22 protein-coding genes are annotated in these 21,190 nt (G+C 62.3%); 12 read left to right on the forward strand and 10 right to left on the reverse strand.

Annotated features, from left to right (window positions below; all coding sequences use genetic code 11):
- The first annotated feature begins 4 nt into the window (after positions 1-4).
- The 7 genes from KXR72_RS02735 to KXR72_RS02765 all read left to right on the forward strand — a co-directional run bounded on the left by KXR72_RS02735 (position 5) and on the right by KXR72_RS02765 (position 6,595).
- Positions 5-187 carry a cbb3-type cytochrome oxidase subunit 3 gene (locus KXR72_RS02735; RefSeq protein ID WP_437419589.1) on the forward strand — a complete coding sequence of 61 codons (183 nt, stop codon included), beginning with the start codon at positions 5-7 and terminating at the stop codon, positions 185-187.
- Complete coding sequence (gene ccoP / locus KXR72_RS02740) at positions 188-1,105, forward strand: cytochrome-c oxidase, cbb3-type subunit III (RefSeq protein WP_437419590.1); 918 nt, start codon at positions 188-190, stop codon at positions 1,103-1,105. It begins immediately after the preceding gene.
- A gap of 136 nt (positions 1,106-1,241) precedes the next feature.
- Positions 1,242-2,654 (forward strand): cytochrome c oxidase accessory protein CcoG, encoded by a 1,413-nt coding sequence (gene ccoG / locus KXR72_RS02745; protein WP_437419591.1) that lies wholly within the window; start codon positions 1,242-1,244, stop codon positions 2,652-2,654.
- 9 nt (positions 2,655-2,663) lie between these two features.
- Entirely contained in the window at positions 2,664-3,170 is a 507-nt protein-coding gene (locus KXR72_RS02750; RefSeq protein WP_437419592.1) for a FixH family protein, read from the forward strand.
- A 4-nt stretch (positions 3,171-3,174) separates the two neighbouring features.
- Positions 3,175-5,637 (forward strand): heavy metal translocating P-type ATPase, encoded by a 2,463-nt coding sequence (locus KXR72_RS02755; RefSeq protein WP_437419593.1) that lies wholly within the window; start codon positions 3,175-3,177, stop codon positions 5,635-5,637.
- Positions 5,638-5,661: 24 nt separating this feature from the next.
- Positions 5,662-5,868: a cbb3-type cytochrome oxidase assembly protein CcoS gene (gene ccoS / locus KXR72_RS02760; protein ID WP_437419594.1), complete on the forward strand. Its 207-nt coding sequence runs from the start codon at positions 5,662-5,664 to the stop codon at positions 5,866-5,868.
- Positions 5,861-6,595: a sulfite exporter TauE/SafE family protein gene (locus KXR72_RS02765; protein WP_437419595.1), complete on the forward strand. Its 735-nt coding sequence runs from the start codon at positions 5,861-5,863 to the stop codon at positions 6,593-6,595. Before ccoS ends, KXR72_RS02765 begins: the two co-directional genes overlap by 8 nt.
- Positions 6,596-6,604: 9 nt before the next feature.
- Here the strand turns inward: KXR72_RS02765 and nadE are convergent, their stop codons facing one another.
- Positions 6,605-7,432, reverse strand: a complete 828-nt coding sequence (gene nadE / locus KXR72_RS02770) for an ammonia-dependent NAD(+) synthetase (protein ID WP_437419596.1) — start codon at positions 7,430-7,432, stop codon at positions 6,605-6,607.
- 200 nt (positions 7,433-7,632) lie between these two features.
- On the opposite strand from nadE, the gene hemN reads away from it, so the two are divergent.
- The 4 genes from hemN (at position 7,633) to KXR72_RS02790 (ending at position 11,071) form a co-directional block, all read left to right on the forward strand.
- Positions 7,633-9,015, forward strand: coding sequence for an oxygen-independent coproporphyrinogen III oxidase (hemN, locus tag KXR72_RS02775; RefSeq protein WP_437419597.1), 1,383 nt, complete (start codon positions 7,633-7,635; stop codon positions 9,013-9,015).
- A 111-nt stretch (positions 9,016-9,126) separates the two neighbouring features.
- On the forward strand, positions 9,127-9,861 hold the full coding sequence (gene fnr / locus KXR72_RS02780; RefSeq protein WP_437419598.1) for a fumarate/nitrate reduction transcriptional regulator Fnr: 735 nt from the start codon (positions 9,127-9,129) through the stop codon (positions 9,859-9,861).
- A gap of 14 nt (positions 9,862-9,875) precedes the next feature.
- Positions 9,876-10,424 carry an adenine phosphoribosyltransferase gene (locus KXR72_RS02785; RefSeq protein WP_437419599.1) on the forward strand — a complete coding sequence of 183 codons (549 nt, stop codon included), beginning with the start codon at positions 9,876-9,878 and terminating at the stop codon, positions 10,422-10,424.
- A 41-nt stretch (positions 10,425-10,465) separates the two neighbouring features.
- On the forward strand, positions 10,466-11,071 hold the full coding sequence (locus KXR72_RS02790; protein ID WP_437419600.1) for an SCO family protein: 606 nt from the start codon (positions 10,466-10,468) through the stop codon (positions 11,069-11,071).
- Positions 11,072-11,084: 13 nt separating this feature from the next.
- Here KXR72_RS02790 and KXR72_RS02795 read toward each other — a convergent pair whose 3' ends face one another.
- From KXR72_RS02795 to pdxB, 8 genes are all read right to left on the reverse strand, one after another.
- The gene (locus tag KXR72_RS02795) at positions 11,085-11,783 is read right to left on the reverse strand and encodes an amino acid ABC transporter substrate-binding protein (protein WP_437419601.1); all 699 of its coding nucleotides are present in this window, start codon (positions 11,781-11,783) and stop codon (positions 11,085-11,087) included.
- A gap of 11 nt (positions 11,784-11,794) precedes the next feature.
- Positions 11,795-12,568 carry an ABC transporter permease gene (locus KXR72_RS02800; RefSeq protein ID WP_437419602.1) on the reverse strand — a complete coding sequence of 258 codons (774 nt, stop codon included), beginning with the start codon at positions 12,566-12,568 and terminating at the stop codon, positions 11,795-11,797.
- Entirely contained in the window at positions 12,568-13,311 is a 744-nt protein-coding gene (locus tag KXR72_RS02805) for an ABC transporter ATP-binding protein (RefSeq protein WP_437419603.1), read from the reverse strand. The genes KXR72_RS02800 and KXR72_RS02805 overlap by 1 nt, the downstream gene beginning before the upstream one ends.
- 91 nt (positions 13,312-13,402) lie before the next feature.
- Positions 13,403-14,392, reverse strand: coding sequence for an ABC transporter substrate-binding protein (locus KXR72_RS02810; protein WP_437419604.1), 990 nt, complete (start codon positions 14,390-14,392; stop codon positions 13,403-13,405).
- 184 nt (positions 14,393-14,576) lie between these two features.
- Positions 14,577-15,176 carry a recombination mediator RecR gene (gene recR, locus KXR72_RS02815; RefSeq protein ID WP_437419605.1) on the reverse strand — a complete coding sequence of 200 codons (600 nt, stop codon included), beginning with the start codon at positions 15,174-15,176 and terminating at the stop codon, positions 14,577-14,579.
- A gap of 109 nt (positions 15,177-15,285) precedes the next feature.
- Positions 15,286-15,612 carry a YbaB/EbfC family nucleoid-associated protein gene (locus tag KXR72_RS02820; protein WP_437419606.1) on the reverse strand — a complete coding sequence of 109 codons (327 nt, stop codon included), beginning with the start codon at positions 15,610-15,612 and terminating at the stop codon, positions 15,286-15,288.
- Positions 15,613-15,629: 17 nt separating this feature from the next.
- On the reverse strand, positions 15,630-17,657 hold the full coding sequence (gene dnaX, locus KXR72_RS02825) for a DNA polymerase III subunit gamma/tau (RefSeq protein WP_437419607.1): 2,028 nt from the start codon (positions 17,655-17,657) through the stop codon (positions 15,630-15,632).
- Between the two features lie 86 nt (positions 17,658-17,743).
- Positions 17,744-18,892: a 4-phosphoerythronate dehydrogenase PdxB gene (gene pdxB / locus KXR72_RS02830; RefSeq protein WP_437419608.1), complete on the reverse strand. Its 1,149-nt coding sequence runs from the start codon at positions 18,890-18,892 to the stop codon at positions 17,744-17,746.
- Between the two features lie 121 nt (positions 18,893-19,013).
- Between pdxB and KXR72_RS02835 the strand changes: the two genes are divergently transcribed.
- Entirely contained in the window at positions 19,014-20,399 is a 1,386-nt protein-coding gene (locus tag KXR72_RS02835; RefSeq protein ID WP_437419609.1) for an MATE family efflux transporter, read from the forward strand.
- Positions 20,400-20,402: 3 nt separating this feature from the next.
- Here KXR72_RS02835 and KXR72_RS02840 read toward each other — a convergent pair whose 3' ends face one another.
- Positions 20,403-21,158, reverse strand: coding sequence for a sulfite exporter TauE/SafE family protein (locus KXR72_RS02840; protein WP_437419610.1), 756 nt, complete (start codon positions 21,156-21,158; stop codon positions 20,403-20,405).
- Positions 21,159-21,190 lie beyond the last annotated feature (32 nt).

A 21,190-nucleotide genomic window follows, 5' to 3' on the forward strand; every position in this document is an offset into this window, starting at 1 on the left:
CACCATGGAAATCGGGACTCTCCGCGGTCTGGGCACCATTTTGGTTTTCGTCGCATTCATCTGCGTCGTGCTCTGGGCCTATAGCAGCAAGCGCAAGAAAAGCTTCGACGAAGCCGCCAACCTGCCGTTCGCGGACGAGCCCGAATCCAAGAAGCGTGATGAAGAAGCTTCCAGGAGTAATAAATAAATGACCTCGTTTTGGAGTTGGTACATCACCCTGCTGAGCCTGGGGACCATTGCCGCACTGGTCTGGCTGCTGCTCGCGACGCGCAAGGGACAACGCCACGACACCACGGAAGAAACCGTCGGCCATTCCTATGACGGCATCGAGGAATACGACAACCCGCTTCCGCGCTGGTGGTTCATGCTTTTCGTCGCCACGGTGGTGTTCGCGCTGGGCTATCTCGCTCTATATCCGGGCCTCGGCAATTGGAAAGGCATGCTGCCTGGCTATGAGGACGGCTGGACCCAAGTGAAGGAATGGCAGCGTGAAGTCGACCGCGCCAACGAACAGTACGGCCCGCTGTATGCCAAATTCGCTTCCATGCCAGTCGAGGAAGTCGCCAAGGATCCGCAGGCGCTAAAGATGGGCGGTCGCCTGTTCGCGTCCAACTGCTCGGTCTGCCATGGCTCCGACGCCAAGGGCGCCTACGGCTTCCCCAATCTGACGGACCACGACTGGCTCTGGGGCGGTGAACCCGAAACCATCAAGACCACCATCCTTGGCGGCCGCCAGGCAGCGATGCCGGCATGGCGCGACGTCATCGGCGAAGACGGCATTCGCAACGTGGCTGGCTATGTCATGAGCCTATCGGGCCGTGAAGTTCCCCAGGGCACCGAGAGTGACGTTGAGCAGGGTCAAAAGATCTTCGCCGCCAACTGTGTAGCCTGCCACGGTCCTGAAGGCAAAGGCACCCAGGCCATGGGCGCACCGAACCTCACCGACAACGTCTGGCTCTACGGATCGAGCTTTGGACAGATACAGCAGACCCTTCGCTATGGCCGTAACGGCCGTATGCCGGCTCAGGAGAACACCCTGGGTAACGACAAGGTCCACCTGCTGGCTGCCTATGTGTACAGCCTCTCGCAAAAAGCGGAGAACTGATCGGAGACAACCAGGCGCGACCCACGGTCGCACCTGACTCCAGACATCGGGGCGTACCATTCGCAGCAGGTCAGATAATGATCCCGGTTGGCATGTATCAACCGGGGCACTCACCCAATGCCGTGGTACGCAATCGATGACTGAGCAAATCCCCGTTCGTGATGTAACCCCTCCTGCCAAGGTCAATGCGTCAGCCGACCTCTACGCCGCCCGCGAAAAAATCTATACCCGCGCCTTCAAAGGCATCTTCCGCAACCTGCGGCTCGGTGGCGGAGCCCTGCTGTTCGTTCTGTACTTTGGAACCGTGTGGTTGAACTGGAACGGGCGTCAGGCCGTCTGGTGGGACCTGCCCGAGCGCAAGTTCTACATCTTCGGCGCGACCTTCTGGCCACAGGACTTCATCCTGCTGTCCGCACTCCTGATCATCTGCGCCTTCGGCCTGTTCTTCATCACGGTGTTCGCCGGACGAGTCTGGTGTGGCTATACTTGCCCGCAGAGCGTGTTCACCTGGGTGTTCATGTGGGCCGAGAAGGTCACTGAGGGTGACCGCAATCAGCGTATGAAGCTCGACAAGGCGCCCATGAGTGCCAACAAGTTTCTGCGCAAGTCCGCCAAGCACGCCATCTGGCTGGCGGTGTCGCTGGCGATCGGCATTACCTTCGTCGGCTACTTCACCCCCATTCGCGACCTGGTGCCGGATCTGCTGACTTTTCAGGTCGGTGGCTGGGCGCTGTTCTGGGTGGGCTTCTTCACCTTGGCGACCTACGGCAACGCTGGCTATCTGCGCGAGCAGGTGTGCATTTACATGTGCCCCTACGCGCGGTTCCAAAGCGTGATGTTCGATAAGGACACGCTGATCGTGTCCTATGACCCTCGCCGCGGCGAGCGTCGCGGACCGCGCAAGAAGGATGCGGACTACAAGGCCATGGGCCTGGGTGATTGCATCGACTGCACCATGTGCGTTCAGGTTTGCCCGACCGGCATCGACATCCGCGACGGCCTGCAGATCGAGTGCATCGGCTGCGCGGCCTGTATCGATGCGTGCGACGCCATCATGGACAAGATGAACTACCCGCGCGGGCTCATCAGTTACACCACCGAACACAACCTTTCCGGGCAGAAGACCCACCTGCTACGGCCACGACTGATCGGCTATGCCGTGGCGCTCGTCGCGATGATGGGCGTGTTTGCCTTTGCCGTGACCGACCGCGCCCTGGTCAAGCTCGACGTCCTCAAGGACCGTGTGCTCTATCGCGAGAACGAGCAGGGCATGATCGAGAACGTCTACACGCTCAAGGTGATGAACAAGGCCCAGAACGAACAGACCTTCGTCATCGAGGCGACCGGCCTGGACGGGCTGCAATACAGCGGACGCAACGAAATCCAGGCGGCGGCCGGGGAGCTGATGACGATTCCGGTGGAACTGTCGGTCGCGCCCGAGAAGCTGCCCTCAAGCACCAACGACATTGTCTTCCACATCCGCTCGGCAGACGATCCTTCCATCGAAGATGATGCAGAGAGCCGCTTCATCGGCCCGAGCATTCGCTGACAGGTGTATATGAACGCTTCAGATAACGAAAAGCAGACACGCTGGTACACGCAGTTCTGGGCTTGGTTCGTGATCGGCATCCTGCTGATTTCGGTGATCCTCGGCACCTCCATGCTCACCATTGCGATTCGCAACGCCGATAGCCTGGTCTCCGACAACTACTACGATGCCGGAAAGGGCATCAACCAGTCGCTCGAACGCGAAAAGCTCGCCGAGCGCCTGCAGGTTCAGGCCCGCGTGACCCTGGATGAGGACCGTGGCTTGGCCGAAGTTCAGCTCAGCGGCAACAGCCGCCCGCAGCAACTCGTGCTCAACTTGCTCTCCCCCACTCAACCCGAGCGCGATCGCCGGGTGGTCCTGCAACCCCAAGGCGACGGCATCTATCAGGGGCAGATGCAGGAGGCGGTAACCGGTCGGCGGTTCGTCGAACTGCTCGGTCGCGAAGGCGATCAGGACTGGCGTCTTTTCGAAGAAAACGAGGTTGCCAGCGGGCACGCCATGGATCTGACCCACTGATCTGATGGCGACCCCGACCCCCTGTTATCACTGCGGGTTGCCGGTGCCAGCCGGCAGCCATTACCACGCACGGGTTCTCGACGAGGCGCGCGCATTTTGCTGCCCAGGCTGTCAGGCCGTGGCCGAAGCGATCGTCCAGGGCGGCCTGCAGAGCTATTACCTGCACCGCAGCGATGCGTCGATCAACCCTGGCGCCCTGCCCCAGGCGCTGGGCGAAGAATTGTCACTGTATGACCGTAAGGACGTTCAGGAACCCTTCGTCGAGCACGAGGGCGAGTACGCCAGCACCGCACTGATGATAGAGGGCATCAGCTGTGCCGCCTGCGGCTGGCTGATCGAACGTCATCTGCGCGGGCTCGACGGTGTCGCCGAAGCCAGCCTGAACCTCTCTAATCACCGCCTGCGGGTGCGTTGGAGCGATGCCAAGCTCCCGTTAAGCGAGCTGCTCGCCGAACTCAGGCGCATCGGCTACGCCGCCCACCCCTACCAGGCCGACCAGGCCGCCGAGCGCCTTGCTCGGGAAAATCGCCGCAGCATGCGCCAGCTCGGCGTTACCGGTCTGCTGTGGATGCAGGTCATGATGGCGACCATGGCCACCTGGCCCGAATTCAACATCGACCTCACACCGGGCATGGCGACCATCCTGCGTTGGACGGCCCTGCTGCTGACCACGCCGATCGTCTTCTATTGCTGCACCGACTTCTTCAAGGGCGCCGTGCGAGATCTGCGCACCCGCCACCTGACCATGGACGTGTCCGTCTCGCTCGCCATTGGCGGCGCCTACCTGGCCGGGATCTGGTCGACGATGACCGGCACCGGTGAGCTGTATTTCGATGCTGTCGGCATGTTCGCCCTGTTCCTGCTCGCAGGGCGTTTCCTCGAGCGCCGTGCACGCGAGCGGACCGCCGCGGCCACGGCGCAGCTGGTCAATCTGCTCCCGGCTTCGTGCCTGCGGTTGTCGGATGCGGACCAAGCGGATCGCATCCTGCTCAGCGATCTGCACATCGGTGACCGCGTGCTGGTCCAGCCCGGGGCACTGATCCCGGCGGATGGGCTCATTCTTGACGGCCATTCGAGCGTCGACGAATCGGTGCTGACTGGGGAATACCTGCCGCAGGCACGCAGCGCAGGCGAGCAAGTCACCGCTGGCACCCTCAATGTCGAAGGCGCGCTCGTGGTGCAGGTACAGGCCCTGGGCGACGATACTCGCCTGTCCGCCATTGTCCGCCTGCTCGAACGCGCCCAGTCGGACAAGCCGCGGCTGGCCGAGCTGGCTGACCGGGTTGCGCAATGGTTTCTGCTCATCGTGCTGGGTACCGCGGTCGTTGTCGGCCTGGTCTGGTGGCTGATCGACCCGACGCGTGCCTTCTGGATCGTACTGGCGCTGCTCGTCGCGACCTGCCCCTGCGCGCTCTCGCTGGCCACGCCCACTGCCCTCACTACCGCGACGGGCACCTTGCACAAGCTGGGCCTGCTGCTAACTCGCGGCCATGTGCTCGAAGGGCTCAACCACATCGATACCGTGATTTTCGATAAGACCGGCACACTCACCGAGGGCCGTCTCACCCTTAGCGAAATCAGGCCGCTGGGCACGCTTGATGTTGATGCCTGCCTGGAGCTGGCGGCAGCACTGGAAAACCGCTCCGAGCACCCCATTGCCAAAGCGTTCGGCCGTGCGCCCCAGGCGGCCGACTCGGTCGAGAGCGTGCCGGGCCTCGGCCTGCAGGGCTCGGTAGGCGACCGCACATTGCGCATCGGCCAACCGGGTTTCGTGGCCGAAGGTTATGGTGGCCAGGCACTGTCAATTCCGGGCGAGCAAGGTCAATGGTTGCTGCTCGGCGACCGCAACGGCCCGCTGGCGTGGCTAGTGCTCGATGATCGCCTGCGCCGCGATGCACCAGCGCTCCTGGAAACCTGTCGCCGGCGCGGTTGGCACACCGTTCTCCTATCCGGTGACAGCTCACCCATGGTTGGGGAAATCGCTCAGCTACTGGCTTTCGACACCGCGCATGGCGGCCTCACCCCAGCTGACAAGCTGAGCCGCCTGCACGCGCTGCAAGCCGAAGGGCGACGTGTATTGATGATCGGTGACGGCGTCAACGACGTACCGGTGATGGCCGCAGCCGACATCAGCGTCGCCATGGGCTCGGCCACGGACCTAGCCAAGACCAGCGCCGATGCCGTCCTGCTATCCAACCGGCTGGAAAGCCTTGTCCAGGCCTTCGACGTAGCCCGTCGCAGCCGCCGTATCATCATTGAAAACCTGGCCTGGGCCAGCCTGTACAACGGCCTTATTCTGCCCTTCGCCGCGATCGGCTGGGTGACGCCGATGTGGGCGGCGCTAGGCATGTCCGCCAGCTCGCTGCTTGTCGTCCTGAACGCTCTGCGCCTGACCCGAACCCCTGTCGCCCCTAGCGTAGGACAGCCCGAGACGCCTGGCGTAGGATGGTCGGCAACGCCTAACTGACCCTTCCTGCAGCACGGAGCCGACATGGCCGCACTCTATATTTTGATTCCCGTCGCGGTGGTGCTCGTCGCCCTCGCCATCTGGGTCTTTTTCTGGGCCGTCGATAGCGGACAATACGACGATCTGGACGGCCCCGCCCACAGCATTCTGTTCGATGATGAGGACCCCAAGCACAAGGCCGGCCTCGAACAGGCTGACCAATCGGACCAGGAGCGAACCAAGCGTGATTGAGCTGTTGCCCGCGCTGCTGTCTGCCTTCGTGCTCGGCCTACTCGGCGGCGGCCACTGTTTGGGCATGTGCGGTGGGTTGATGGGTGCGCTGACCATGGCGATCCCACCCGAGCAACGCAACCGCCGGCTGCGCCTGCTGCTCGCCTACAACCTGGGCCGCGTCCTGAGTTATGCCGTGGCCGGATTGGTCATCGGGCTTGCAGGCTGGGCGGTCGCCAACAGCCCTGCCGCCACGGCCTTGCGCGTACTCGCCGCAGCATTGTTGATAAGCATGGGGCTCTATTTGGCTGGGTGGTGGAACGGCTTGACACGCGTGGAAGCCATCGGGCGCGGTCTGTGGAAACGCATCCAGCCGATTGCCAGCAGGCTGATGCCGGTGCGCAACCTGCCGCAGGCGCTGCTGCTCGGTACGCTCTGGGGCTGGCTGCCTTGCGGGTTGGTGTACAGCACGCTGCTATGGTCGGCCAGCCAAGGCGACGCACTGGACAGCGCGCTGCTGATGCTGGCGTTCGGTGTGGGGACCTGGCCGGTGTTGCTCGCGACCGGCCTCGCGGCCGAACGTATCACTGCCCTGCTGCGCAAGCGCAACGTCCGGAGGCTGGGCGGTGTCGTGGTCATGCTATTCGGACTCTGGACGCTACCCGGCCCGCATCAGCAATGGCTGATGGGGCACGGCGGCGCGACGACGCCGGCGCATGAAGTTCCCACCCACCAGCATAGCCACTGACTGGCGGCCTCAGGGCTCCTTCGGCAATTGACGCTTGTGCGCGGTCTTGTCGTAAGCCGCGACAATGATTCCCGCCGCTTCGTCATCGATCTCGAGGCCCTGTAGGAAATCGTCGATCTGCTGGTAGCTGACTCCATGCGCTTCCTCGTCCGGCTTGCCGGGCGACAACTCCTCCAGATCCGCTGTCGGGACTTTCTTGACCAGCTGCTCAGGTGCGCCGAGCGCAGCGGCCAGCGCCCGGACCTGACGCTTGACCAATCCGGCTAGCGGCGTCAAATCACACGCGCCGTCCCCGAACTTGGTGAAGAATCCCATCACGGCCTCTGCCGCGTGGTCAGTGCCAATGACCAGTCCTTGGCGGGCATTGGCGATCGTGTATTGCGCCACCATGCGCATCCGCGCCTTGGTATTGCCCAGAACGAAATCCCGAGCCTTGGGATCGAGCACGTCGAGCGCCTCGGTCGCACGCGACAACCCCTGAACAGCCGCACCGATGTTCACCGTATGGCACTCGTCCGGCTTGATCGTATCGACGGCCAGCTGTGCTTCGTCCTCGTCGTGCTGAACCTGATACGGCAAGCGAACCGCGATGAACCGATAGTCGTCACCGTCACCCGCGGCGCGCATCCCCTCGACTGCCCGCTGCGCCAAAAGGCCGGCCGTGGTCGAGTCGACACCACCACTGATGCCGAGCACCAATGTCTTCATGCCGGACTCACGCAGGCAGCGTTGGATGAAGGCTATGCGCCGGTCGATTTCGGCCTGGATGGACTGCGCCCCGTCGAAGGCCGGGCGGACGCCGAGTGCAGCAGCGATCTCTTGCTGGCGGCTGTGCATGAACTGATCTCCTGTGAAAGGTCGATGCGTTGATTTACCTGTTCTGACAATCCGACCACATCTGGCGAAATAAATCTTCCCCGAGATGCCACTCGTCCCGCACGCGGTCTTGGGCTCCAGAGTGGCTTGATACAGGTCAAGTCTGTGGGATGGCACGCCCCCTAGAATCTGGCCCACTGCAGTCACACCGAGACGCCAAGATGCTAGACGCCGTCCGCTGGAATACCGACCTGATACGCCGTTACGACCAGGCCGGGCCGCGCTACACCTCCTATCCGACTGCGCTCCAGTTCAACGGCTCGGTGGGGTCGTTCGACCTCCTCGCCGCGCTGCGCGCCAGTCGCCAGGCACACCGGCCGCTGTCGCTCTACGTTCATCTGCCGTTCTGCGCCAACGTCTGCTACTACTGCGGCTGCAACAAGGTGATTACCAAAGACCGCGGCCGCGCCCTACCCTATCTGGAGCGGCTCGAGCGAGAAATCGAATCGGTTGCCTGCCACCTGGCAGCCGAGCAGGTGGTCGAGCAATTGCATCTGGGCGGCGGGACGCCGACATTCCTCAGCCACGACGAGCTGCGTCGGCTAATGACCCACCTGCGTCGACATTTCACCCTGCAGGACGACGACCACGGCGACTTCAGCATCGAGATCGACCCGCGCGAGGCCGACTGGCCAACCATGGGCGTGCTGCGTGAGCTCGGCTTCAATCGGGTCAGCATCGGCGTCCAGGACCTCGACCCCGAGGTCCAGCGTGCTGTGAACCGCATGCAGACGCTGGAGCAGACACAAACCATCGTCGAAGCAGCCCGCACATTGCAGTACCGCTCCATCAACATGGACCTGATCTATGGACTGCCGCTGCAGACGCCGGCGCGTTTCGCGCAGACCCTCGATACAGTGATCGCGCTGCAGCCCGATCGCATCTCTGTGTTCAACTACGCTCACCTGCCCGAGCGCTTCATGGCGCAACGACGTATCGACCCCATGCAGCTACCCGCATCTGCGGACAAGCTGCAAATGTTGCAGGAAAGCGTCGAACGTCTGACCCGCGCGGGCTATCGCTACATCGGCATGGATCATTTCGCCCTGCCGGACGATGAACTTGCCATGGCCCAGGAAGACGGCACGCTGCAGCGAAACTTCCAGGGCTACACCACTCATGGCCATTGCGACCTGGTTGGGCTTGGCGTTTCCGCCATCAGCCAGGTCGGGGACCTGTTTTGCCAGAATCACAGCGACATCACGCTCTACCAACAGTCGCTCGACCAGGACCAGCTCGCCACGTCCCGCGGCTTGCGTTGCAACGATGACGATCGGATCCGGCAAGAGGTCATACAGCGCTTGATCTGTGACTTCGAGGTGCAATTCGCGCCGATCGATGCGCGCTTCGAGATCCGCTTCCACGAGTACTTTGCTACGGCCTGGCCCGGCCTCGAGCAAATGGCGTCGGACGGTCTCATCCAGCTCGGCGACGACCGGCTCCTTGTATTGCCTGCCGGTCGCCTGCTGATTCGCGCCATCTGCATGCAGTTCGATCACTACCTACCGGAGCATGCGCAGAGCCGCTTCTCGCGGGTGATCTGACGGACCGGTCACTCAGCGGATCGACAACCCTGCGACCTCGGTGCCCAATTGGCCTGACTCGGTTCCTGAGTTAATCTTGCGTGCCACGTAAGGCTTTCCAGGAATCCCCCGATGTCCGAGTCGATCAAGGTCCGCGCACAGCGGCAAGCCAACTGCAAGGATTGCAGCCTGTCCGGCCTGTGCCTGCCGCTTTCGCTCAACATGCAGGACATGGAGGCACTCGACGAGATCGTCAAGCGCGGCCGCCCGCTGAAGAAAGGCGACATGCTGTTCCGCCAGGGCGATGCCTTCAACTCCGTATTCGCGATTCGCTCCGGTGCGCTGCGTACCTTTAGCGTGACCGATGCCGGCGAGGAGCAGATCACCGGTTTCCACCTGCCCAGTGAGATGGTTGGCCTGTCCGGCATGGACACCGAGGCCTACCCGGTGTCCGCGCAGGCTCTGGAAACCACATCGGTTTGCGAAATTCCGTTCGAGCGTTTGGATGAGTTGAGCGTGCTATTGCCGCAGTTGCGTCGCCAGCTGATGCGCATCATGAGCCGCGAAATCCGTGATGATCAGCAGATGATGCTGCTGCTGTCGAAGAAGACTGCAGACGAGCGTATCGCCACGTTTTTGATCAACCTTTCCGCCCGTTTCAGCGCGCGGGGTTTCTCGGCTAACCAGTTCCGGCTGCCCATGTCGCGCAACGAGATCGGCAGTTACCTAGGCCTCGCCGTCGAGACCGTATCGCGCGTCTTTACCCGCTTCCAGTCGAACGGCCTCATCGAAGCCGAAGGCAAGGAAGTGCGCATCCTCGACTCCATTCGCCTGTGCGCCCTAGCCGGCGGCAACATGGATGCCTGAAGCCAGGAGCCTTCATGATTTTTGACGAATTCTCGATCAAGACGCTGATCCGCCCCGTCCCGGATTTCCCTAGCGAAGGCGTGATCTTTCGCGACATCACGCCGTTGCTGCAGTCACCCAAAGCTCTGCGCATGGTGGCGGACAGCCTCATCCAACGCTACGTCGAAACCGACTTCAGCCACGTCGGCGCCCTGGATGCACGCGGCTTCATCATTGGCTCTATCCTCGCCTACGAGCTCAACCGTCCGCTGATCCTGTTCCGCAAGAAAGGTAAATTGCCCGCGGACGTGCTGGAAGAGTCGTACCGGACCGAATACGGTGAAGCCTTTCTGGAGGTCCATGCCGATAGCCTGTGCGAAGGCGACTCAGTACTGTTGATCGATGACCTGATCGCCACGGGCGGCACGCTGGTTGCTGCGGCTCAGTTGGTACGGCGCATGGGCGCGCGTATCCATGAAGCGGCTGCGATCATTGACCTGCCGGAGCTAGGTGGCTCACGCAAACTACAGGACATGGGCATTCCGACCTTCACCCTTACCGCTTTCACGCTGAACGAGCGTTGACAGCCATGCTGGGCATGCGGAGCGAGGAAAAACGCCGTCGGATGCCTAGCTATCTGATCTCCGCTGTGCTGATTGGGATGTTGGCCCTGCCACTGCCCACCATCGCCGTCGACCGCCACGCCCTGCTGGACGAAGCGAATATCCTGCTGCTACCACGCGAGCGCAACCTGCCGGCGATCACGTTGGTCGATGAACAGGGGAAGCCCTTTTCCGCGGAGCAATGGCTAGGTCGCTGGCACCTGGTGTTCTTTGGCTTTACGTCCTGCCCCGACGTATGCCCGACGACGCTCAGCGACATGCGCCGCCTGTTCAGCACCCTGCCGGACGAAGTACGCAAAGAGCTGCAGTTAGTACTGGTCACCGCCGACCCGGCGCGCGACACACCCGACAAACTTGAGACCTACCTGAGCTACTACCGGGCTGGCTTCAAGGGGCTTACGGGCGAAATGGCCGCACTGCAACAGCTATCTCGCGCCTTGGGCCTGCCGTTCGTTCCTGTCAAGGAGACGCAAGGCAACTACAGCGTGAGCCACAGCGGCAACATTGCCCTCGTAAGCCCTGAGGGCAAGCTGCAGGGTCATATTCGGGCACCGCTAGCGCTGGAGGGCCTCCAGCGGGCGCTGCCAGACATCATGCAAGCAAAGTAAGCGCCGCAGCCGACTAGTGGCAGTCCAGGGTATCGGCCAGCACATAAGCCTGAAACGCGACCTCATCTATCCAATACTGGGTCAGCTCCGCCAGCTTGCCTTCGTCGCGCCAGTTCGTCAGCGTCTGCGCTAGGGCGGACTGGTCGGGGGCGTCCGTTGCGGTGACCTGCAGCCGCACAGTCTGATCCTCAAGCACGGGAAACTGATGGTTATAGCGCTGCCACTCGGGTAGCGCGGCGATATTCTCCAACAACAGCCGATCCTCGACGACCACGCTGCATTCGCCGAGCTTGAGCCCGATCAACGCCTGCGCCGCACTGGGGTAACGGCGTGGCTGGGCATCGAAACGCGCCGCAATGTCTGCCTCGTAAGGGCTGCCAGCGCGAATGCAGAATGTTTGCCCCGCCAGCGCCGACCAATCCCTGGGGCCACCTTCGGTGGCCGCCAGCGCCGAGGCTTCGCTTGCGTAATAGGTCTCGCCCGCCTCGCCCGACCCGAGACGCAGCTCCGCAGTCGAATCGTCCGTGAGCATGAAACCCCGCGAGCCTGCCAGCATCGCCAGTAACGCAGCCTCAAAACCCTCTTGCGACGCCTCGGCTTCGCTGGCGGTCAGCGGTCGATAATCGCCGGTCAACGACGCGCGCAGGGGCTCAGCCAATACGGCACAAGGTACTAGTGCAAGCAACGCAAACCGAGCAGCAGTCTTGAACACGGAGCCTCCCGTCACACGTACTGGTAGCGAAGCATCCGTTGCTTGAATTTTTCCAGCACCACCTGATCGATGATCGTGGCCAGGATGGCGATAACCAGAATATTCATCATCACGCCGGTCATGTCGGCGATCTCTCCGGAATAGGCAAGCGAACGGCCCAGCCCCTGGCCAAATCCGATCAGCATCTCGGCGGAGATCAACGCACGCCAGGCGTTGCCGAACGCCAATTGCGCGCCGGTGATCAACTCCGGCATCACGGCAGGCAAATAAACCCGCTTGAGCAGTTGCCAACGTGAAGCGCCCATGACCCGCGCGGCCGATACATGTACCGGCTGCACGCTTTCGGTCGCATTCATCACCGAGAGCGCCATCGGGAAGAATGCAGCCAGTGCGACCACCACGATGATCGGCAGGTTGCCGAAGCCCATCACGATGAGAAACAGTGGCACCCATGCGATCGAGGGGATCGACTGAAGGATGACGATGGCGGAACGAAGGATCTCGCGAAAGAAGAACAACACCCCTCCGACCAGGCCAAAGCCGATACCGAACAGCAAGGCGAAGCTATAGCCGCTTCCGAGGCGGCTCATGCTGCCGTACAGCCCCTCGCGGAATTCAGGCTCCTGTACGGTTGCCAGCAGCCGGTCGAACACGGTTGGAATGCCGGGCATGAGAAACGCGGGCAAGCTCCAGGCAGCCGCTTGCCAGATCAACAGAATGAACAGGATCGCCAGAACAACAGCGAGATATTTCTTCGGACCGGTTAGACGACGCCCCTGACTCATCAGTGTCCAACCTCCGTCTTGATGCCCAGCAGGCTGAGGATTTCACGCCGCTCCGCCGCGAATTCAGACAGATCGTGGCTCTTCTCGCAGTGGGTGAAATTGAACGTTTTCAGCACCCGCGCCGGGCGCGCGCTGAACACGAGAATATGGTCGGCCAGGTAAAGCGCCTCGTCGACATCGTGCGTCACTAGGAGCACAGTCGGTAGATGTTCGTCGATGAGCTCTCGTAGCACGTCCTGTAGCGCCATCCGCGTCAGGGCATCGAGCGCTCCGAATGGCTCGTCTAGCAGGAGCACCTCGGGCTTTGCGATGAAGGCACGTGCCAAGGCAGTACGCTGGCGCATGCCTCCGGAAACCTGGTGCGGGTAGTAGTGCTCGAACCCCTCAAGGCTTACCCGTGCCAGCCAGGTCTTGGCTTGATCGAACGCGCTGGCCTTGGCCACACCCTGGAGTTCAAGCGCCATCGCCACGTTAGCCTGGAGGTTCAGCCACGGATACAGAGCGTGCTCCTGAAACACCAGCGTACGACGAGGGCTTGGGCCGGGAATACGCTTGCCGTCGGCAAGCACATGGCCGGCGGTTGGGTTTTCCAACCCAGCGACCAAATGCAACAGAGTGGATTTTCCGCAGCCGGAAGGCCCGACCAGGGCAACCAGCTCGCCTTGGGCGAACTCGCCGCTGAAGCCTTTGATGACTTCCAATTGCCCAAACTGCTTGTCTACGTTTTCGAACCTGAGCTGCATGCTGTGCTGCGACCTCGATAACCCTGGCCTGGGACTTAATGACACTGCCCGGCACTCGGCCGGGCAGTGTTCGAACGGTAACGCGCCGAAATTAGAGTTCGCGAGCCTGCTGCCAGGACAGGTCGAGGATGGCGCTGGTATCGAACGGCTTGCCGTCGCGGGTCTTGAGCGAACCGAGTTCCTGCAGGATGTCGGCGAGCTCCTGGATACGGGCCAGGTCTTCTTCGCCCAGCTTCGCGCTGAAAGTCTGGGTGGCGATCGCTTCTTCGATGACCGTCTCGCGCGGCAGATCACCGCGATTAAGCGTCTTGAGCGTGGGCTCAGCGATGAAGTAGTCGGCGATCAGTTTGGCAGCTTCGGCCGGCTGGTTTTCCAGCAGTTCGATAGCTTCACGCTGGGCGTCGAGCGACTTCCAAACATCGTCCTTGCGCTTTTCCAGCGTCTCGCCCGAGGTGATGACGACCATGCATGGGAAGGGCCATACCTCACCGATCTCGTACACCTGCTTGACCGGTGCGACCAGCTGGGCGATGCGATCGTAGGGCTCGAACAAAAAGGCAGCATCGGCACGCCCGGATACGAGCGACTGCACGGCCACGGCCGGGCTGGTGCCCATGATGTTCACCTCGCTCGGTTTCAAACCTGCGGCTTTGAACGTCACGCCACGCAACACGGCATCGGCGGTGCTGCCCTCTTTCTGCGACGCCAGGATGTGGCCTTTGAGATCCGCGACTTCTTCGATACCTGTCCCTTCACGCGCCACGATCGAGTGGTAACCCTGCTGAGCGCCCCCTACCACTTTCAGATCCGCGCCTTTGGAAGCCCAGGCGACAGCATTGGTGAAACCCAGCACACCGGTATCGAGCTGCCCGCCAACAATCGCCTTGATCAGGTCAGTCCCCGAGCTGAACTCGACCAGCTCAACGTCCAGACCGTGCTTTTTGTATAGCTCGGCCTCGTGGGCAACCATCGCCTGAGCATCATCCATTACCCGGATGTAGCCAACCTTGAACGTCTCCTCCGCCTGCGCAAATGCGCTGACCAGGAGCAGAGCCGGAAGCAACCAATGCCGTGCTTTCATTTGAACCTCGATGTACGCAAGCCGAAAAAGTCTTATAACAAAATGAAAGGAAGACCTTACATTAAGTTATTAGTCGTTAGTGGCTTAGAACTTTACCTGAAGACAGAGACGAACTGCACTATCAGATAGCCATATGCCGCTAACCAACAGTTATGAATAGCTCAGAAAAATGACAGCTGTGCTATCAAAGCGTGATGGTCTTACGCCCTGCGAAGGCATGGGCAAGGGTTCCGCCATCGACCAGGTCAAGCTCGCCGCCAAGCGGTACCCCGTGGGCAATACGGCTAAGCGTGAGGCCTTTAGGGATCAATAGCTGCGCGATGTAATGAGCAGTGGCCTCACCTTCGACGGTCGGATTGGTCGCGAGAATTGCCTCGCTGAACTGGCTTTCACCGACGCGGGCCAGCAACTCCGGTATACCGATCGCTTCCGGTCCGAGCCCGTCAAGCGGCGACAGATGCCCCTTGAGCACAAAATATCGGCCACGGAAACCCGTCTGTTCGACAGCGAAGACGTCGACCGGGCTTTGCACGATGCACAGCAATGAATCGTCGCGCCTTGGGTCCGCACACTGTGGGCAAAGTTCGTCTTCGCTGAGGGTGCGACACTGGCGGCAATAACCGACATTCTCCATAGCGTGCGTCAACGCCTGCGCCAGCCGCAGTCCCCCGCTGCGGTCCCTCTCGAGCATCTGCAGGGCCATGCGCTGGGCTGTTTTTTGGCCAACTCCGGGAAGAATGCGCAAGGCATCGATGAGTTGGCGAATCAGGGGGCTGAAGCTCATTTGGGTCTCGACGCTGGGATATGAAAGCAAGAGCGCCGGAAGCTTTATCGAACGATAGGATGTGACGTTTATGCACACCCTGCTCAGGCGCTCAGCTTCCAGCGGTATCTCAGAACGGCATCTTGAAGCCTGGCGGCAACTGCATGCCCTCGGTCATGCCTGCCATCTTTTCCTTGCTGTTCTGCTCGATCTTGCGGACGGCGTCATTCACTGCGGCGGCAACGAGGTCCTCGAGAATTTCTTTGTCTTCCTGCATGAGACTGTCATCGAGACTGACACGCTTGACGTCGTGGCGCCCGTTCATGACAACGCTGACCAGCCCGGCGCCGGATTGCCCGGTCACCTCGGCGTTTGCCAGCTCTTCCTGCATCTTTTGCATCTTTTCCTGCATCTGCTGCGCCTGCTTCATCAGGCCGGCCATGCCACCTTTCATCATGGGGTTCACCTCGTTAATCAGGGTACGGGTTGTTCTACGGGCTCGATGGTGCCTTCGCGAATAACAGCCGCGAACTGCTGCATCAGCTGCTGCACCAGCGGATCACTCTGGATCGATCGCTCAGCCTCGAGCTGCCGCTCGTTACGGCGCCGTGCGGCCGCTTGCGCGGGGGTTTCCTGTTCCGGCGTCTGCAACTCGATGTCCAGTTGCAGCTTACGCCCATGGTATTCACTCAAGGCGTCGTTCAGCCGCCGGTGCTGCGTCGCATTGAATAACGCGCTTTGCGCAGGATCGAGATGCATCAACCAGCGATCGCCCTCGACCGCAATCAACGTGCAATTGGCCGCGATGCTGCCAGTCAGGCCGGTCAGGCCCAACTTCAGATAAAGATCTAGCCACTGAGCTGCCAGCCCCGTCGCGGGCTGTACGGCCGGCGCCGGCTCGGCGATGGCGGCCTCTGGCGCATCGTCGAGCACGTCAAGAAAAGCCTCGGCCTGCGTCTCGACCTCGAAATAATCTTCATCGGTCAGCGGTGGCTCATCGTCTTCCGGCTCATTGACTTCGACCACGGCGGCGTGATGCTCGGCCACTTGGGCGGCCGCAGCGACAACCGCTTCATGCTCAACCGCGACGGGGGGCGTGGAGGGAGGCTCGTCCCAAGGCACGTCGACAAACGAAGGCGACGGTTCGGCCGGTGCCGGCGCCCGAGCGACGGGCTGCTCAGCGAGCGTCTCGATAGGCTGGCTTGCGGAGCTGCTCGGCATCGGAACTGACGGCTGCGTGTGGGCAGGCTCAACTGGCGCCGACACCGGCACCGGCACTGTCTGCACCGGTGCTGCTGGCTCGGTGATCGGCCTGGCCGCCGGCGCAGGCTGCTCGGCCACCGATTCCCGGTCGGGATCAGCCGTGGCCGGGCTGACCCCCAAGCTCTTTAGTGAGGTTCGGGGTGTGCCCTCGGCATCGGCAGGCCGAAACGCCAGCATGCGCAGCAGCACCATTTCGAAACCACTGCGCGGGTCTGGCGCTAGCGGCAGGTCGCGGCGCCCGATCAGCCCCATCTGGTAGTAGAACTGCACGTCTTCGGCGGGCAGCGCCTGCGCTAGCGCCAGGACGCGATCACGATCGCCCTGTCCGTTATCGACCGCCTCGGGCAACGCCTGAGCGATGGCAACGCGGTGAAGCACGTTGAGCATTTCAGCCAGTACCCCACCCCAATCAGGCCCCTGCTCAGCCAACTGACGGATGGCTTCGAGCAGCGCTCGTGCATCACCCTCCAGCAACGCATGCAGGACCCCGAATACCTGGCCGTGATCGAGCGTGCCCAGCATGCTGCGCACATCGGCAGCCAGCACCTTGCCCTCGCCAAAGGCGATCGCCTGGTCGGTGAGGCTCATTGCATCGCGCATCGAACCATCGGCGGCGCGGCCCAACAACCAGAGCGCGTCCTCTTCGAAGGGCACCTGCTCGGCACCGAGCACGTGCGTTAGATGCTCGACAACGCGCTCTGGCGGCATGTTCTTCAGGGAGAACTGCAGGCAGCGCGACAGAATGGTCACCGGCAATTTCTGCGGGTCGGTGGTCGCGAGCAGGAATTTGACGTGCGGCGGCGGCTCTTCCAGCGTTTTCAGCAGGGCATTGAACGAGTGCGACGAGAGCATGTGCACTTCGTCGATCAGGTAGACCTTGAAGCGGCCGCGCGTGGGCGAGTATTGGACGTTGTCCAGCAGCTCGCGCGTGTCTTCCACCTTGGTGCGACTCGCGGCATCGACCTCGATCAGGTCGACGAAGCGGCCTTCGTCGATTTCGCGGCATACCGAACACTGGCCGCAGGGCGTCGAGCTGACGCCCGTCTCGCAATTCAGACACTTGGCGATGATGCGCGCGATGGTGGTTTTGCCCACGCCGCGCGTACCGGTGAACAGGTAGGCATGGTGCAGGCGCTGGCTGTCCAGGGCATTGATCAAGGCCTTGAGCACATGCGTCTGGCCGACCATTTCGCGGAACGAGCGCGGACGCCATTTTCGGGCTAGGACCTGATAACTCATAACACCATCGCGGCTAAAGCAGAGGACGGGTAATGCTAGCGGAGCAGCCCGGAAAATGCATCCGGCCCGTCGGACGCGCCGCTCGGTCAGCCGCTGCGCAACGTCGCGCCGAGCGCGGTGACGACCCGCTCGAGGGCCGCATTGTCACCATCGAGCGTGACGTGCAGTCCATCTATCTCCCGGCGCGGCGGATACTGCTTGCGTAGCTGGTCGAACGCGGCTCGTCGCTGCGCCTCGTCGCCGACCAGGCTACGGCGGAACGCGGCATCGTCGCTGCGTGGGTCATATACGGCGCGGCAAAGCGTCGCCAGCATCTGCTCGGCATCGGCGCCTCGGTCAAACGCGAGCCCACGCAACGGTGCGTTGGGCAACAGCCCTTGCAGGGGTACCGAAGGCGCCAATCCCTGGCTTGCGCAGTAGGCTTCGTAGATCTGCGCCGTTCCCCGGAGCTTGCCCTCCAGGCTGTAGCCGGCAATATGCGGCGTGGCGATCCAGCAAAGCTCCGCCAGTTCGATATCGGCCAGCGGCTCGTCCTCCCAAACGTCGAGTACCGCCTGGATATCCGTCCGACATGCCAGTTCCCGGCGCAGGGCGGCATTGTCGACGACGGCCCCGCGGCTGGCATTGATCAGCCAAGCGCCGGGTCGCAGTTCGCGTAGCCTTGCTTCGTTAAACAGATGGAACGTCGCATGCTCCCCCTGCAAGGTCAGCGGTGTGTGCAGGCTGATTACGTCGCACTCGTCGATAATCTCCTGCAACTCGACGAACTCGCCTAACTCCCGCGCTTGCCGCGGCGGGTCGCAAACTCGGACGTCCCAACCCAGCCCCTTCAAAACCGCTACCAGGCGGCCACCGACTTCCCCGGCGCCCACCACACCATACCGGCGCTCTGCCAGCGCCACGCCCTCGCCTTCAGCCAACGCGAGCAAGCTCCCCAGCACGTAGTCGACCACCCCTCGCGCATTGCAGCCAGGCGCACTGGCCCAGCGGATCCCGGCCTGCTCGATGTAGTCGAGGTCCAGGTGATCCGTACCGATGGTGCACGTGCCGACAAAGCGCACCGGAGTGCCTTCGAGCAGCTCTCGATCCACTCGGGTGACCGAACGCACCAGCAACAGATCGGCCTGCTCCAGCGCGGCTCGATTGATGCTGCGCCCAGGCATGCGGCGGATCTCGCCAAAGGCTCCGAAGAAGGCGTCGACCAGGGGTATGTTTTCGTCAGCAAGGATGCGCATCGGTTGGCTCCATCGGTAGTCGGGGCATTCTAGACGGCCTGGCGCACCGACGCTGCCTTTCGCGACCAGGGTCGGCGGCGTAGACTAGCTGGTTTCCTGTATACAATCGGATAGCCCCGCAATGCCAGCTGAGCCAAGACTCAGACGGGTTCGCGTCGAACTGCGTACCCTGTTTGCTCTCGCCCTGCCCATGATGATCGCCCAGTTGGCCAATACTGCCATGGGCTTCGTCGATACCCTGATGGCCGGGCGCGTCAGCCCTGAGGACCTGGCGGCAGTGGCGCTCGGTAATTCGATCTGGGTGCCCGTGTTCCTCTTGGTCACAGGCGTGATCCTGGCCACGACGCCGAACGTGGCGCAGCGTTTCGGCAGTGGCACGCAGGAGGCGATCGGCCCGCTGGTGCGTCAGGCGCTCTGGATGGGTTTCGGGATCGGCCTGCTGTTCGCCGTGTTGATGTGGAATGCCGAACCGGTGCTGCGCCTGATGCAAGTCGAGGCCGCCCTCATCGAGCCCAGCATGGCGTACCTGCGCGCGGTGGCGTGCGGCTTTCCAGCGGTCGCGCTGTACCAGGTCTTGCGTTGCTACAGCGATGGGCTGGGCCATACACGCCCGAGCATGGTCATCGGCATCCTCGCGCTGATGCTCAACGTGCCGCTGAATTACATCTTCATCTATGGAAAGTTCGGCCTGCCAGCGATGGGCGGCGTGGGGTGCGGCTGGGCCACTGCCGTGGTGATGGGCTTCATGCTTTGCGCCATGCTGTTCTGGGTCCGCCGGGCATCCTACTACCGCCCAAGCCAGGTGTTCGCACGCTTCGACAGGCCACACTGGCCGGTCCTCCGGCATTTGCTATCGGTAGGCGTGCCGATTGGCGTAGCAGTATTCGCCGAGGCGAGCATTTTCTCGGTCATTGCCTTGTTGATCGGCGCACTGGGGGCGACGGTCGTTGCCGGCCACCAGATCGCGCTCAACTTCACGTCGCTGATCTTCATGATTCCGCTGTCGCTCGGCATGGCCATTACCGTGCGCATCGGTCAGGCACTCGGGCGTGACGCGCCAAGGGACGCCCGCTTCGTGGCGGGCGTAGGCATCGCCTCGAGCCTGGTCTACGCCTGCTTCTCGGCCGGTAGCATGCTGCTGTTCAGTGAGCCGATCGCGCGAATCTACACCACGGACCCCGCCGTGATTGCGGTAGCGGCAAGCCTGTTCTTGTACGCCGCACTTTTTCAGTTTTCGGACGTGGTCCAGGTGACCGCCGCAGGTGCGCTACGTGGCTACCAGGACACCCGCATGACCATGGTTTTCACCCTGTTCGCCTACTGGGGGATCGGCTTGCCGGTGGGTTACTTGCTGGGGCTCACCGACCGGCTCGGCGAGCCGACCGGCCCGGCCGGTCTATGGCAAGGATTGATCGCCGGGCTTAGCTGCGCCGCGCTGTTGCTGACCTTTCGCCTGGTTCGCAGTGCGCGACGAGAGATCCGAAAGCAGGAACTGCGCAGCCGTTGAGCCTCAAACCTCCAGCGCCAGCAAGACGGCACTGAGGACAAGGAAGGTACTGAACAGCACGCGCAGCAGCCGCTCGGGCAAGGAGTGCGCCAGTTTCACGCCCAGGCTGATGCTCAGCAATCCGCCGACTGCCAGTGGCAACCCCAACGCCCAGTTGACCTGGCCGTGAGTGGCGTAGGTGAAGAGCGTTACGGCAGTGCTCGGTGCCGCCAGCGACAGTGACAAACCCTGCGCCACGACTTGTGAGGTGCCGAACACAGCCGTCAGCACCGGCGTGGCGAGTACCGCACCGCCGACACCAAACAGTCCGCCCAGCGCACCGGCGCCAGCGCCGAGCACGCTGAGCCAAGGCCAGGGATAGCGCAGCTCGGTGCCGCCCGGCTGAGGTCGTAAAAAGGCACGAAGCATGGTGTAGGCGGCAAGCGCCAGGAGAAAACCCACAAAGGCAATACGCATGCGCGTCGCATCCAGCGAGACAGCAATCGCCGCGCCTGCAATAGCGAAGCAGAAGCTCGTCACGCCAAGCGCGAGCGCGTGACGCACGTTGATCCGGTTGCGCTGGTGGTAACGCCAGATGGCGAGAAGCACGTTGGGCACCACCATCACCAGCGCCGTGCCCTGCGCCACCTGCTGGTCCAGATCGAACAGGACGCCCACGACCGGGATCGCGATCAAGCCTCCGCCGATGCCGAACAAACCGCCCAAGGTGCCAAGCATCAGGCCCAGCACCACATTCAAGGCAGTTGCGACAAAGTCCATGGCTACGCTTCCAAGAAAAAACGCGATGCTAC

The sequence above is a fragment of the Stutzerimonas chloritidismutans genome, from assembly GCF_051486945.1.
Classification (GTDB): domain Bacteria; phylum Pseudomonadota; class Gammaproteobacteria; order Pseudomonadales; family Pseudomonadaceae; genus Stutzerimonas; species Stutzerimonas chloritidismutans_B.